General features: G+C 47.3%; 10 protein-coding genes. 3 read left to right on the forward strand and 7 right to left on the reverse strand.

The window, feature by feature from the left end; all coding sequences use genetic code 11:
- Positions 1-112 precede the first annotated feature (112 nt).
- The 3 genes from LZ23_RS22395 (at position 113) to LZ23_RS06650 (ending at position 3,109) form a co-directional block, all read left to right on the forward strand.
- Complete coding sequence (locus LZ23_RS22395; RefSeq protein WP_052507165.1) at positions 113-457, forward strand: hypothetical protein; 345 nt, start codon at positions 113-115, stop codon at positions 455-457.
- 48 nt (positions 458-505) lie between these two features.
- Positions 506-1,303 carry a hypothetical protein gene (locus LZ23_RS06645; RefSeq protein WP_045212651.1) on the forward strand — a complete coding sequence of 266 codons (798 nt, stop codon included), beginning with the start codon at positions 506-508 and terminating at the stop codon, positions 1,301-1,303.
- 264 nt (positions 1,304-1,567) lie between these two features.
- On the forward strand, positions 1,568-3,109 hold the full coding sequence (locus tag LZ23_RS06650; protein WP_045212653.1) for a GNAT family N-acetyltransferase: 1,542 nt from the start codon (positions 1,568-1,570) through the stop codon (positions 3,107-3,109).
- 2 nt (positions 3,110-3,111) lie between these two features.
- Here the strand turns inward: LZ23_RS06650 and LZ23_RS06655 are convergent, their stop codons facing one another.
- From LZ23_RS06655 to LZ23_RS06680, 7 genes are all read right to left on the reverse strand, one after another.
- Positions 3,112-3,417, reverse strand: a complete 306-nt coding sequence (locus LZ23_RS06655) for an AbrB family transcriptional regulator (protein ID WP_084590923.1) — start codon at positions 3,415-3,417, stop codon at positions 3,112-3,114.
- Between the two features lie 249 nt (positions 3,418-3,666).
- Positions 3,667-3,960, reverse strand: coding sequence for a hypothetical protein (locus LZ23_RS23930; protein WP_157493119.1), 294 nt, complete (start codon positions 3,958-3,960; stop codon positions 3,667-3,669).
- Positions 3,961-4,003: 43 nt separating this feature from the next.
- Positions 4,004-4,996, reverse strand: a complete 993-nt coding sequence (locus LZ23_RS06660; RefSeq protein WP_045212657.1) for an Lcl C-terminal domain-containing protein — start codon at positions 4,994-4,996, stop codon at positions 4,004-4,006.
- Between the two features lie 462 nt (positions 4,997-5,458).
- Positions 5,459-7,039 (reverse strand): ABC transporter substrate-binding protein, encoded by a 1,581-nt coding sequence (locus LZ23_RS06665; protein ID WP_232300430.1) that lies wholly within the window; start codon positions 7,037-7,039, stop codon positions 5,459-5,461.
- Positions 7,040-7,270: 231 nt separating this feature from the next.
- Positions 7,271-9,685, reverse strand: coding sequence for an ATP-binding protein (locus LZ23_RS06670; protein ID WP_045212659.1), 2,415 nt, complete (start codon positions 9,683-9,685; stop codon positions 7,271-7,273).
- A gap of 191 nt (positions 9,686-9,876) precedes the next feature.
- Entirely contained in the window at positions 9,877-12,135 is a 2,259-nt protein-coding gene (locus LZ23_RS06675) for an ATP-binding protein (protein WP_045212661.1), read from the reverse strand.
- 351 nt (positions 12,136-12,486) lie between these two features.
- Positions 12,487-13,737 (reverse strand): NupC/NupG family nucleoside CNT transporter, encoded by a 1,251-nt coding sequence (locus LZ23_RS06680; protein WP_157493120.1) that lies wholly within the window; start codon positions 13,735-13,737, stop codon positions 12,487-12,489.
- Positions 13,738-13,771: the final 34 nt, after the last annotated feature.

Below are 13,771 nucleotides of genomic sequence, written 5' to 3' on the forward strand. Positions count from 1 at the left end.
ATGGAAGTCATTGTTGTCGAGATCACTGAGAAAACAAGGGAAGCCTTGCTCATGACACTGAAACGTCAGAAAATGGTAAACGACCAGCTAATGAGCAAAAACAGGAGGGAGCATGAAAGACAAAAAGTCACCTCAGGGCAATTGTATGATTTTAGACGCGCGGACAGATGCTGCCAACTTAGACTGGATAAGGGCTGCAAGGCTGCAGGCCAAAGCAGACCAGGGTGACCAGGATGCAAAAAGCAAACTTGATGAATTGCAGAACACTGAGGTGATCAAGGTGGTGCAATGTCCTTTGTGCGGGTCGCTTAACACAGTGCCGATAGTTTGGGGAATGCCGGATTCAGAGCTGGGAAAACAGGCCGAATCAGGCAAGATTAAGCCAGGTGGATGTCTTCTGGGGGATAATGCCCCGGATAGTTACTGCAGGGACTGCAACAAAAAATTTTTCAAATAGAATCAGTATTACTGAGGTCAGTTCCGGCATTTTGCATGAAACTTCCCGATGGGATTAAAACCAGAGAAACCAACAGTTATGGATAAGGAAAAGCTGAAAAAACTGGCTCAGAATCCAGGTTTTATCTCCGGCATTTACAACTATTGTGACCGGTGGTGTGAGAAGTGTGCGTTTACTTCCCGATGCATGAACTTCGCTATGGAAAAAAAGTTTTTTCCTGATCAGGCATCCCGTGACGCCAGAAATGAAGATTTCTGGGAAGCCATGTCCAGGGTCTTTGAGGTCACTATGGAATTGCTCTATGACCTTGCCGAAGAAAAGGGCATTGACCTTGATCTGGCAATGGACTCTGTGGATATGGAAGAGGAAGAGAAGCAGAGGGACAGAGCTGATAAGAATATTTGTTCCATCCTGTCCAGGAAATACGCAAAGATGGCTGGCGAGTGGCTTGAAGCCAATGAGTCTTTAACAGCATGTCAGGATACGCAGATAAAAATTCCTGGTACTGTCAGCACTCTGCAATCTTTTGATATAAAGGAAGCATTGGAAATAGTCTGCTGGTATCAGCATCTGATTTATGTAAAGATAAACAGAGCGCTCTCGGGAATGGAGCAGGCAGGTGAAGACAGCCTGGAAGACGAAGAATATGATGCCAATGGTTCGGCCAAAGTTGCTCTGATCGGCATTGAAAAGTCCATTGCAGCCTGGGGACTTTTGCAAAGTCTTCATGGCCGGGACAATGCACAGTTACAGGAAATACTGTTCTATCTGCAAAGACTTAGAATAAAGATTGAGAATGTTTTCCCTGGTGCTCAGTCTTTCGTCCGGCCCGGCTTTGATGAATAATGAACTACAGATCAATAAGTTGAACATTTAGCGTTTGACGCGATGTGTAAACATGATCCCGGATTACAGGCAGTGGACTCAGCAATAGTGACCTGCCGGGGATTATATTTGTCGTTGAACTGCAGGGCCTATATACTCATGTACGCAGGCCTTCCTGGCCAGTGGCTCATCCGCAGAACAATCCTTTTTTACCGCTTTTACGTGTGACGAGAAATAAGAAAGATCTGCCATGGTCTTATAACCTTTCACCACATTAGAACAATTATGGGAAAAGCATTCCACACTCAGCTAAGGGTTCCAGCAGAAGAACGTTTTCTTCATCTTGCACAGGGACATATTAGAGATTTGGCGCATGCAGCAGGTTTTCCAGACAAGGACGTTCTGGCTCTAGAACTGGCTGCTGAAGAGGCCTTCCAGAATATTTGCACCCATGCCTATCCAGACGGCACCCCGGGTGACATAGTAGTGAACGGCGAAATGTTAGAGGGCGAACTGCGCCTGGAATTCATGGATGAAGGACTGCCCTTTGACCCGGCCCTACTTAATAGCCAACCCAAACAGATGAAAAGTGAGACTTTTGGTCTGGGACTTAAGCTCATTCACCACTCTGTGGACGAAGTCCGCTGGGTGAACCGCGGCAGACAGGGCAAAGCCATGTGCCTGGTTAAACAAATGCCTGTCCAGGATGCAGCTTATAACGACACCCAGACTGCTGCCCTCAGTCCCACAGATGATCACCATTCCAGATCTGAACAGGTCCAGGCGTCCAGGCACCCGGTAACTCAGAAACAATCCTTTATAATTCGGCCCCTGCAGCCCGAGGATGCCCTGCAGGTAGCCCGGCTGTTCTGGCTTACTTACGGATACTCCTATAAAAACGAGGCATTTTACAGACCAGAAGGTCTTCTGGATTTAGTCACCAAAGGCGTGCTCATGAGCTATGTAGCTGTAACCCAGGGCGGCGAGGTGGCTGGTCACGCCGGACTCTTACGGCCTGAACCAGTGCCTATGGCTGAAATGGCATTGCTGGTTGTTTCTCCTCTGTATCGAGGTCAAGGCCTGATGCAGCCGTTTTTTTCTGCCCTCACTACCCAGGCCAATGAAATGGAGCTGTTCGGCCTTTCCTTTAACTCAGTCACCAGTCACCCCGTAAGCCAGCGCAAAATAATCAAAAGCGGCGGATGCCCCTGTGGCCTGGACCTGGGCTCATGCCCTCCGCGCCAGTTTAAGGCTATGGCACTGGAAGATGGTCCCCGTCCCCGTGAATCGTTTCTGCACTGCTTTTTATATTTAAAAGAAGCCCCCCCTGCTGTAGCCTATGTCCCCAAAAGGCACCAGCGCATCATTAGACTTATTTATGAGAATCTGGGCCGTTATCCTGCTTCAGCCAAAGACTTGACAAGCTCGGATCAGGGGCTTGAACAGAGGCAGGAGGGGTTTTACACTGTATCCTTTGATCGCGGCCTGCTAAAGGGCGTGGTACGGGTCAAGGCGGCAGATGAGCGGCAATGGCCGGAGATCAGGCGGGCAACTGAAGACCTTCTAAACATTGCCGGTGCTGAAGCAGTTAATCTGGACCTTCCTCTTTCCCAGCCATCTACAGCTGATCTTTGTGAGTTGGCTGAAGCTGCTGGTTTCTTTTTTGCCGGAGTGTGGCCCCATGCTGCGGAAGACGGGGACATGCTGCGACTCATCCGTCTGCCAGCCCCAATGGACATGAACACTCTGCAGCTGCATTCAGACTTTTCAAATGAACTGGCACAGTACGTTGGCAAGGAGATGGACCGGGCAATGGGATTAAAATAAGATTAAGATCCAGATTCTTGGACATTGCATCTGCTGATCCGGCAGATCAGCCGGGCAATCACCGGTCCGATGAGCACAACAGCAAACAGGCGCAAAGTCTGCAGGGAAAGCACAAAAGCAATATCACTGCCACTGTCAGCAGCTATAATTGCCACCGAGTCCAATCCTCCAGGACTGGTAGCGAGGTAGGCGGTCAAAGGGTCCACACCGGCCCAGACGGTCAGCATCCAGGCTGCTGAGCCGCATAGGGCCATCAGGCTGACAATAGCCAGCAACAATTGGGGCAAGGCCCTTAGTGCATAGCCAATAAACTCGCAATATAAGAGACAGACAAACTATGCTTTATTCCGCTAAAACATGCGGAAACATGGGCTAACGATGAAGGATGTGTTATCTCAGTCAGAAACTGTACTAGCCCGATCATTGAACAACAAAAAGTTTATTCTGCACTTGGGATAAGCAGCATTCCAACAAAGCCGAGAAAAAAAATGACGTAATAAAAGTAGTGCCGAAAAAATAAGCCGGAAATAAGGTAACATTCTGAAATAACATAGAATTCAGCCTAAACATGCGGAAACTGGGGTTAAGAAATGTAAAAAACTACTCCCGACCACCTTCATTGCCCTAGCACCGTTGCTAAAGGCAACCCCATCACTACGGTTAAGAATCAGGCTTTGCTGGACGGTGTGCTGCCTCCGGAAAGGATGAGGGGGGTGGTTTTTGATCTGAGGGTTGGCGGGATGCAGGATAAGAAGGGGTTGGATTTTTGAAAGAGGGTGTGGAAATTTTGGGCTTAAGGAGCGGCTGAAGAAAAGATAAAACAGGCCGTCCATGACGGGTTTACTGGTCATGGGCGGCCTGCTGTTTTGGACAATCAGTTCAGTATGCTGCTAATTAATTAACAAGTTTCAGCCAGTCATTAACACTTCCAACATCATAAGACGTGGCATAGTTGTCAGTTGTATATCTGAGCCTTCCCTGTTTAGTATAAACAATAAAGCCTGTATCAGGATACATTCTTAAGAATGTATCCTCCTCTACCTGGGTTGCCTGAGGTGCAGGAGACATTAATTCTTCCAGGGAGGGCTGAGACTCAAGCCAGTTAAAAATTGTCTCTGCTTTGGAATAGCCTACCCAGTACATAAAGCTGCCCAGGTCATGAGATACTCCAAGGTTATCAGTGAAGTATAAGTTATTGTTAAATGTTTTGATGGATACATCAGCTTCCTGGTAGTATCTGTAAAAATCATCCCCTGCTTCCTGAGTTGGCTGGGGGGCAGTATAAAGGATTTCAGGAAACATGGCTTCAAGCCAGTCAAATAAAAAGTCTGCTCTTTCACGGGTAGTCGGGTTCTCAGGATGTCCATCCCGAACCAGCCAGGCTGTGCCCATTTTCTGGTCTTGCGGTGCCGTCAGGCTGGACATGCCAATGGTGATTCTGGTTGAGTGTTTATCACGCTCTACTGTTAAATTGTATCGATATAGGTAGGCCTGTTCATGGTTAAAAGCCAGAGTACTTGTCCAGTAACTGCGCGGTTCTGCAGGCAGATCAACAAATGTTTCAGCCATTTGAACAGCTTCCTGCTGATCAGAAAAAAAAGAAGGAACAAAGGCACTAAATTCTTCCTTGGTGGGCACCCGCCAGTTAGTATGCCCTGCAAGATTGAAAGCTTTTGCCTGGAACATGGCTTCCTGCCAGTCAAGCTTGCCAAGCCCGGCAAGGGGATCAGCGCTTTTGGTCCAGATAAGTCCGGTTCTTGTGTCGGTGACGGTTTGATCCTTATTGTCAACAAACAACTGAGCTTGAACGGTTCCCGCCAGCATGAAAGCTGCAAGTATCATTGTCAGTGCCGTTAAGCCAGCGCTTTTAATAAAGGTCTTTTTCATAGTCTTTCTCCCTGTGTTTAAAGTTGCTGATAGTGCATGAGATCATACCTTAATATATGATAAGGAGCTACAGTCCACCAGGCTGCTGAAACTCAGCTTCCGCTAATACTTTGGACAGTCATGATGATGAAAAATTGTAATGTAACTGTTCACCATGTTGTTGACCTTGTTGATCTTGACTCATGTGTACCTCTGAAGTTCCCCCCAAAAACTGGACAAGGTGCTAAGTGGATTTTATGAATATTCTCAACTCCAAAATGCATAAAAAAAGCCCTCCACATTCGGATAACTTTCTGATAAGATAAATAACTTAAAATGAGGCCGTACCATCCGTGCCCTTTAAATTGCACGAAACGAGCTAAGTCACTGTTATCTTTACATTGTTTTCAGCAACTCTTTTAACACTGCAGCGACACTTTGTGTTAATTATTGCCTCGGTCATCGGGGACAGGCACCCGGCACTCATTTTATCCAGATTGATTCAATATTGTATATTGACTCCAGCATGGGATTGTAGACAAAGCCCTGGACGCTTTTGTGCATGGCAACAGCAGCCTCAATCTGGTGCAGAAAAATATACGGTGCATCTGAAATGACAATATCCTGGACCCTGGAGTAAAGTTTGGTCCGACCAGCCACACTTGAACTTTCTGCAGCGTGGCGCAAAAGCTCATCTACGACCACATTTTTGTAAAAACTCCTGTTTCCCGGCAGACCCCAGTATGTTGAATCAAACCAGAAATTCATGAACATGTAAGGATCAGCAAAGTCTGGACTCCAGACCCCGAGACACAGATCAAAATCTCCCTTGTCTAATTGTTCCCGCAAGACCGGGTTGGGTACAAATTCAAGTTCCAATATTATTCCTGCCCGGGAAAAACTGGTCTGCAGTTCTTTAGCAATCTCTTTCCATTCGGAGCGGCGCTCAGAATATTTTAATGTCAGCCTCAAATCTTCAACACCAGCTTCACTGAGCAGGTCAGCAGCTTTTTGTGGGTTGTATTCATACTGATAAGCATAAGGATTATGTCCCCACATGCCTTGGGGAATGGGGCCTTTCATCTGGACAGCATTGCCGTGAATAACATTTTCAATAATTGCCTGGTAGTCCACTGCAAAATTTAAGGCGCGGCGTACCCGGGGATCACTGAGATGGGGACGTTGAGTATTGATATAGACATACTCCACCAGCTGGGACGGGTAACGGTGCACTTTAATGTCCTGGTTATCCTCTAAACGGATCAACTGCTCCATGAGCAGATTTTCAGCAATATGAATGCGGCCGCTCTCAAGGGCTGCCATTCGTTCATCAGGGTCCGGGATAAACTTAACAACCACTTGATCCAGCCATGGCGTACCATCCCAATAATCTTTAACGGCCTGCAGAACAGCATACTTCCCAGGAACCAATTCTTTCAGGGAAAAGGGGCCGCTGCCATCGGTGTTGGTTCTGAGCCAGTCCTGTCCCAGATCGTTGCGGGCATCATGTTCAAGCACTGCTGGATTTATTATTGACGCTGCATTGGTGGCCATGGTCTGCAGAAAAGGTCCAAAGGGCCGTGCCAATTTAATCTCCAGAGTTAATGGATCAATGACGCGCATCGATTCTATGACATTAAAATTTTGAGCTGGTCCCTTGCCAATGTCCAGGGCTCTCTGCAGGGAAAAACGTACCGCTTCAGCATCAAGAGCTGTACCATCAGCAAAACTGATTCCAGGACGAATGTAAAAGTTCCAGGTCAAACCGTCTCCTGAGACTGACCATGCTCTGGCTGCAAAGGGCTCCGCCCGGGTTGTGCCCTGGCCTTTAACCACTTCATATCTGACCAGCCGGTCATAAGCGGGATAAGTTTGCCTCCAGTCGGAATTGTCCATTGAAACTGCAGGGTCCAGGGTATGGATATCAGAAGCAGCTCCAATGATCAGTGTTCTTTTGTCTTGGGCCATTACGCACATGGAATAAAGCACAACTAAAACGCAACAACATAATGTAAACAAAGCTTTCATGAAAACAAAACTTTTCGTGTTGATTAAGTATCTCATAGATTTCAATCTCCTTTAACACATTTATTCAGGACGTGCTCTGTTGATTGCCGGCAAACAGACAACCCCAAAGCCGGCTTGCGCCCCTTAGGATAGCTACCCAGAATTATCCTGGCTTTAACATTTTCAATACAGAATACCCACCACAGACCCGGTCATCAGGGTGGCCAATGGGACTGTCCCCGCGAGGAACAATCAATAGGTATATGGCACGAAATGCTCCCCTCTTTTTCAACGAAGGGTTGGGCGTGGTTGGAATAGATTCAACAAAAATGACACTGTAGTTCCTTTTCCGGGTTCACTTTCAATCTTCAGCCTGCTGCCATGCTTTTCAACAAGATCCCGGCACATTACAAGGCCAAGTCCGGTTCCTTTTTCACCTTCTGTGCCAAAAGTTTTTCTGACTTTGCCAAGAGAAAAAACCTGTTCCAGATGTTCTGGCGCTATTCCCACCCCATCATCTTTGACAAATAAAGTACCCTGCTGATCATCATTAATAGAAAATGACACTGCAATGCTTCCGTGACGCTGAGTGAACTTAACAGCATTGGATGCAAGGTTGCGAATGACAGCCTTCATCATGGATTCATCAGCATAGATCTCAACAGATTCAGGCACATCTATGCTGATTTGAATATCCTTGCGTTCAGCCCAGTCTTTAACTGTACTCAAACATGAAACCGCAAGATCAAGCAGATTCAGACGCTCTGGAGCGTACTCCATAAGCCCCTGGCTTAACTGCGACCATTCAAGAAGGTCATCCAGCAGTGCATGAATATTGCTCAGGCTTTTATGCATTTCCTTTGCAGCGAACCGGATATCCTTTTCAGACAAATCGTCCACGCTGTCGGACAGCATTTCTGACAGGCTGATCACCCCTGCCAGAGGTGACCTGAGGTCGTGGGCCAGGATGGAATAGAACCTGTCTTTTTCCTGAGCAGCCTTTTCCAGCTCATGCTTAGCTTTGCTGATGTTTTCTTCAGCCAGCTTTCGCTCGGTAATATCTCTGGCCAGTTCCATCCTGACCATTCGCCCATCAGTCCATTTGATTGCCCGGTCATGGCACTCATACCACTTGTCATTGAACGTGCTTCTGAATTCCCAGCGATATATTCCGGAAGGAGTGCCATCTGCATTGAGAAGCTTCGGGTTTGTGCAGAAAGAACATGGACCATCCTGTCCCTGCTGAATACTCTGCCAGCACTTTGTACCTTCAATATTTTCTCCCCACACCCTGCACCCATAACTGTTGACAAAAAGAATTTCATAAGTCTGAAGATCTGCAATATAAATCATGGCATCCACACTATCCATGACAATAAGCAGCCGGTCATGGGCTTCGCGCAGTGCTGCTTCAATCTGTCTGCGCTCCATAAGTTCATATTCCATCTTATCCAGACTGACTTGCAGTTTCATGACCATGATGTTGAAAGAAGCTATCAGATTGCTAATCTCCACAAAATACGAACTTTCCATAATCCTCTTATGCCCGGCTCCAGAGGCTATCTTTCCTGCTGCCAGATCCAGCATTCTTATAGGCCTTATTATCCCGTGGGTTACTAGGGCACCGGACATAAGGGCAAGCAGCAGACTCAAGACCATGACCACCTGTGAAAACCTGTTGCCCGCAGTCACGCTGGACATAAAATCCTCTTCAGGAACCGCCACCACAATAAGCCAGTCAATGCCCCGCTTATCCTTCAGAGGCAAGACATGCAGAAAAATCTTTTTGCCTTCCAGGTAGAACTCTAAAATTTCTTTGTGCTCCACAGCCCTGATCTCGCCCTTTTCATCCAGCAGCTTGCCAACAGCACTCTGAATAATCGGATTGGATGACTCCAGCCCATGTATCCTCTGGTATACCTGTTCATCAGACTTTCGTTTAATCATGGGTTCATTTTCAGAAGAAGCAATTAGAAGACCGGAATGTTCCAGAATAAAAGCCTTCCCTGTTTTCCCCACCCCAATTTTCTGGAGAAAAACAGAAATATTGGACAGAAAAACATCCACAGCAACAACCCCTGACAGCTCACCTCCTTGATCATATACTGGCTGACTGGCTGCCAGAGCCATATCCTGACCGGTAAAAAGGATGTACGCATCACTCCACACAGGTCCGCCTGCTGCAACGGCCTTCATAAACCATGGCCTTGTCCGGGCATCAAAGCTGGAAATAATCTGAGGTCTTCCAAGGGGTTCGCCTTTGCTGTCCAGCAGATACTTGCGAAACTCACCAGCCTCAAAGCCCTCTGTCATAATCATGTATCTCTCATCACCAGGGAATTCTCTGCCGCTGTTGATCAGACCGCCATGAATATTGCCGAAATATACGCTGGAAACTAAGGGAAACATACTGATCTGCTCAGCAAATCTTCCAGCGAGATAATTCATATCTTCCAAATCTACCCGGCCATCCTGCATGGCTCTGACATTGATGCTGTTAATTTCATGGGGCAGATGCAGAAAATTACGAATATGTTCTTCAATATGAGAAACAATTTCCAGGCGCAGATGCAGTGCCACCTCATTGACAGAGTTGCGGCTGCTGTAAAAAGAAATGACAATGACCACACTCATTATCAGTGCGATAAAGAAAAAAGCAGCCAGCAAAGCGCTTTTGATGGAAAACCTGGCAGGAGTAATCATCTTTGGATTAATCTGTATGTTGAATATTTTGCGAAATAAGGTAACTTCTCAAAAACTCCGGCAATCGTAACCCAAGAAAAGACCTGGATTCCTGCTTTCGCCGGAATGACGAATGAGAACAGATCATAGCATTGTGATGTCATACCGGCAGAAGCCGGTATCCAGGAATACTGCCCGGAGTTTTTTAGAAGTTACGAAATAAGTTCCTTATCAGCCTGTTTGGCACTCAAAGGCAGGACAATCTCAAAAACGCTTCCCTGACCAGGAACGCTTTCTACAGAGATGCTGCCCTGCATCAGTTCCACCAGACGGCAAACTATGGCCAGGCCCAGACCAGGGCCCTGACTCTTCCTCGTAAACGATGAATCAGCCTGGGCAAAAGGTTTGAACAATTCATCAACTGTTTCTTCATCCATACCCATTCCTGTATCACTGACACAAAAATACATGTTCACCAGATTTTTGTCTTTAGACCGAACCATTCCCATCTCTAAGGTAATCCGGCCCTGATCAGAAAACTTAACAGCATTACTCACAATATTATAAAGTATCTGTCTGACTCTCGCCTCATCACCAATGAGCACATCAGGTACATCTGAACATGGAAGATAATCAAAAATAATATTTCTTTCCCGGCAGACTGCTGAAAACAGATCAACCATTTCATGCCCAAGACTGCATAAAACAAATTCTTCTTCGAGGATTTCAATTTTTCCCGACTCAAGAGCTGACATATCCAGAATATCCGACAACAATTTAGTAAGCCTGTCTCCTGATTTTATGCTTAAGTCCACATATTCCTTCTGGTTTTCAGCCAGCTCCGTCATTTCAAGGAGCTGCATCATACCCATTATGCCGTTGAGTGGAGTCCTGATTTCATGGCTCATATTGGCCATGAATTCATCCTTGGCCTCACTGGCTGCCTGGGCTGCATCTCTGGCTTCAATGATATCCTGAACAGAGCGCATCCTGTAAACAGCCGTAGCAAAAAGATCAGCCAGAGCTTCCACCACCCTCATATCTGCGTCACTATATTCTCGCTCGGCATTGGCAAGGGCAATCTGGCCAAAAAGCTCTCCATTAAAAACTGCCGGTACTGCCAGAAACCTGTTCACTGGAACATGTCCGTCAGGAAGGCCTCTTGAAGAGGGATGCTCTGCAGGCTTATTGGTGAAAAAAGGTTTATGAGTATTCAGCGCGTGACCGTGAAGCCCGTTATATCCATCAGAACCCTTGGGAAAGGAGATGCGCTCACTTTCAACCTGACACAGTTCTTTGCCCATCATAAAGGACAAAGTATGACCAACATTGTCACCGCTTTCAGGGTCAATGGAAGATACAAAACCATAAGCACTGGATGTAAGTTTCAAGGCATGCTTGTGTACTTCCTGTGACAGACTGGCAATGGTTGCTTCCGGCAAAGTAATAGCTCTGGCAATCTCAGCAAGCCCCTGGTTGACATCAGATTCGCGCCTGATATGTTCCTGCGCTTCCTTGCGTGCCGAAATATCCCTCACAAATACCAAAGCTCCGTCTAAGCCAGCGCCGGGCAGGGAAGCAGTCCTCATGGCCACACTTATGTCCCGCCCGTCCCTGGTCCGGAGGGTCAGCTCAGTGTCCTTAGAGCCTGTGGATTTCAGAGAAGCAAAACTTCGGCTGTCATTTTCGCGCGAAGCAGGAGACGGAATAAAATCATTAACACTCATACCCAGCAGTTGCTGTTTGGAATAGCCCGTCATGCGGCAGGCTGCCGGATTGGCGTCAACACACTGTCCGCTGTCATTGACTATGAAAACTCCGTATGGTGCTTTTTCAATATAATTTTTGTATTTTTCCTCAGACTCCTGAAGCTGCTGACTGAATTTTTCCCTGGAAAGCCTCCTGACTATCAAAGTTCCAAGCAATGCTGTTCCGAGAGGATATATTAACAGCACTGGCAGGGCCACGCTGGAGATGACCACTCCGGAAATACCTCCTGGCAGAGTCAGCATCATGCCCAGCATGACTATATGTATGACCAGACCAAAAAAAATCAGTTCTTTGAGAGAAATCAGATGCAGTGCATCTTTGCGCCTGCTCCTCCAGGCGAGACCGATAAGACCGGATGTCATGATGACCATCACTCCTGTCCACATCCCGGCACCACTCTGAAAGATCCTGAATAAGGAGGCCATGACCATGGTAATGGCCGTGGGTATTGCCCCAAAAAAAAGACCTGACACGCCAATAAGGATGGAACGGGTATCAAATACCACCCCGGGGATTAACGTCCAGGGAGTAAGCATTACCAGAATGCAGATCATGCTTAGAGTAAGGCCTGCTGCAGCCTGCTGGAAATAGGTTGAATCAGTTCGCCATTTTGTACCGAAAATATCGATAAGCAGTGCAGTTGCCAGAAGCAGAGCCGTATTCTGAGCCAGCGAAATCAAGGCTGGTAGTATGCTGTCCATCTATTTTATTCCTTAAGCCAGTCAGGTTCTGATTACTCACAGCAGCAGACATGAATTTCTCTGCGGCCAGCTTTCATTTTACATTCACGGAAACCCCTCCGTAGCGGCAAAAACCATACCCTGACAACAGCTGGTATTTTAGTACTCCTTTTATGTAAAATTAACAACAATTAAGTGACATGCAAAACAAAAGTTTCAGTTCATCAATAAGCGCTTAAACTACAACATGCGGCTGGGACTCCAGGGCCAGCATATAATTTGGATGGCAGCTCCAGCTGATTATTATCTACCAGGACCGGAAAGAAACAGTGACAAATTATTCTTCATTTGAACATCTACCGGGACAAGAGATTAATACAGAATACCCACCACAGACCCGGTCATCAGGGTGGCCAGTACGCCTGAAAGGATGGAGCGTGGCCCCAGAGCTGTGATTTCCCTGCTGCGTTCCGGGGCAATGCTGATCAGTCCTCCAATGAGGATGCCGAGACTGCCTATGTTGGCAAATCCGCACATGGCATAGGTCATTATAAGGGTACTGCGCTGGGATAATGTCCCTTCCGGCAGCGCAGCCATTTCTAAGTATGCCAGGAGTTCGTTTAGAACCACTTTCACGCCCATCAGCCCTCCGGCGGTGTGGGCTTCGTTCCAGGGTATACCGGCCAGCCAGACCAGAGGCATCATCACGTATCCCATGATACCCTGTAAAGTCAGGGATTCCCCGCGAAAATCAGGCAACGTCCCTAAGCCTGCGTTAAACATACTGACCAGTGCTACAAGAACAATCAGCAAAGCTACAATGTGCAGGTACATATGCAGTCCGAATCCGGTTCCTTTGACCACTGCATCCATGGATGAAACTGTCTCCACCGGGGGCACTACTTCGCCCATGGTTTGAGGTTTTGTTTCAGGAATCATGATTCCTGAAATCAGGATTGCGGCTGGAGCACTGATGAGGGATGCAGCCATAATATGCCCAAGGGCCCCAGGCACAACAGCTCCCACAATCCCGGCATAAAGGACAAGCACGGTTCCGGCAATGGTGGCCATACCGCAGGTCATCAGGGCAAAAAGCTCACTGCGGGTTAATGATGCAACATATGGCCGGATAAAAAGCGGTGATTCAACCATACCGGCAAAAACATTGGCTGCAGTGCCAACTCCCAGGGCTCCCCCAATGTTCAGGGTCTTTCTAAGCATGGCAGAAAAGGCCCTGACCAGAACAGGGATGACTTTCCAGTGATAAAGAAGGGCTGTCAAAGCTCCGGTAACAATAATCACAGGCAGGGCCCGAAAGGCAAAGATATAGGAGGCTCCTCCATATGGCTCTTCAAAAGGCAGATCACCGCCGCCAAGATAACCAAAGACAAAGGTGGTTCCGGCCCGAGTACCGCTTTCCAGAGCCTCCACTGCCTTGTTTAAAATTAGAAAAAAGTCGGTGAACACTGGAATCTTCAGCAGGATCAGGGCCAAACCCAGTTGCAGACCAATCCCGGTTGCTATTAGACGAAAACTGACTGCCCGGCGATTTTCAGACAGGGCAAGGGCAATCAGGATAAAAGCCGGCAGGCCAAGGGCGCTTTGCAGAGTAAGCAGAGTCACAGTATCACCTCTGCATGCATTTTTGACTGCCTGT

It is taken from the genome of Desulfonatronovibrio magnus, from assembly GCF_000934755.1.
In the GTDB taxonomy this organism is placed as follows: Bacteria; Desulfobacterota; Desulfovibrionia; order Desulfovibrionales; family Desulfonatronovibrionaceae; genus Desulfonatronovibrio; species Desulfonatronovibrio magnus.

Coding starts and splice junctions, on each gene's coding strand:
- LZ23_RS06675 (WP_045212661.1), bottom strand. CDS start 12,135: ATGGACAGCATACTACCAGCCTTGATTTCGCTGGCTCAGAATACGGCT.
- LZ23_RS06665 (WP_232300430.1), bottom strand. CDS start 7,039: ATGAGATACTTAATCAACACGAAAAGTTTTGTTTTCATGAAAGCTTTG.
- LZ23_RS23930 (WP_157493119.1), bottom strand. CDS start 3,960: ATGACCAGTAAACCCGTCATGGACGGCCTGTTTTATCTTTTCTTCAGC.
- LZ23_RS06670 (WP_045212659.1), bottom strand. CDS start 9,685: ATGATTACTCCTGCCAGGTTTTCCATCAAAAGCGCTTTGCTGGCTGCT.
- LZ23_RS06650 (WP_045212653.1), top strand. CDS start 1,568: ATGGGAAAAGCATTCCACACTCAGCTAAGGGTTCCAGCAGAAGAACGT.
- LZ23_RS22395 (WP_052507165.1), top strand. CDS start 113: ATGAAAGACAAAAAGTCACCTCAGGGCAATTGTATGATTTTAGACGCG.
- LZ23_RS06660 (WP_045212657.1), bottom strand. CDS start 4,996: ATGAAAAAGACCTTTATTAAAAGCGCTGGCTTAACGGCACTGACAATG.
- LZ23_RS06645 (WP_045212651.1), top strand. CDS start 506: ATGGGATTAAAACCAGAGAAACCAACAGTTATGGATAAGGAAAAGCTG.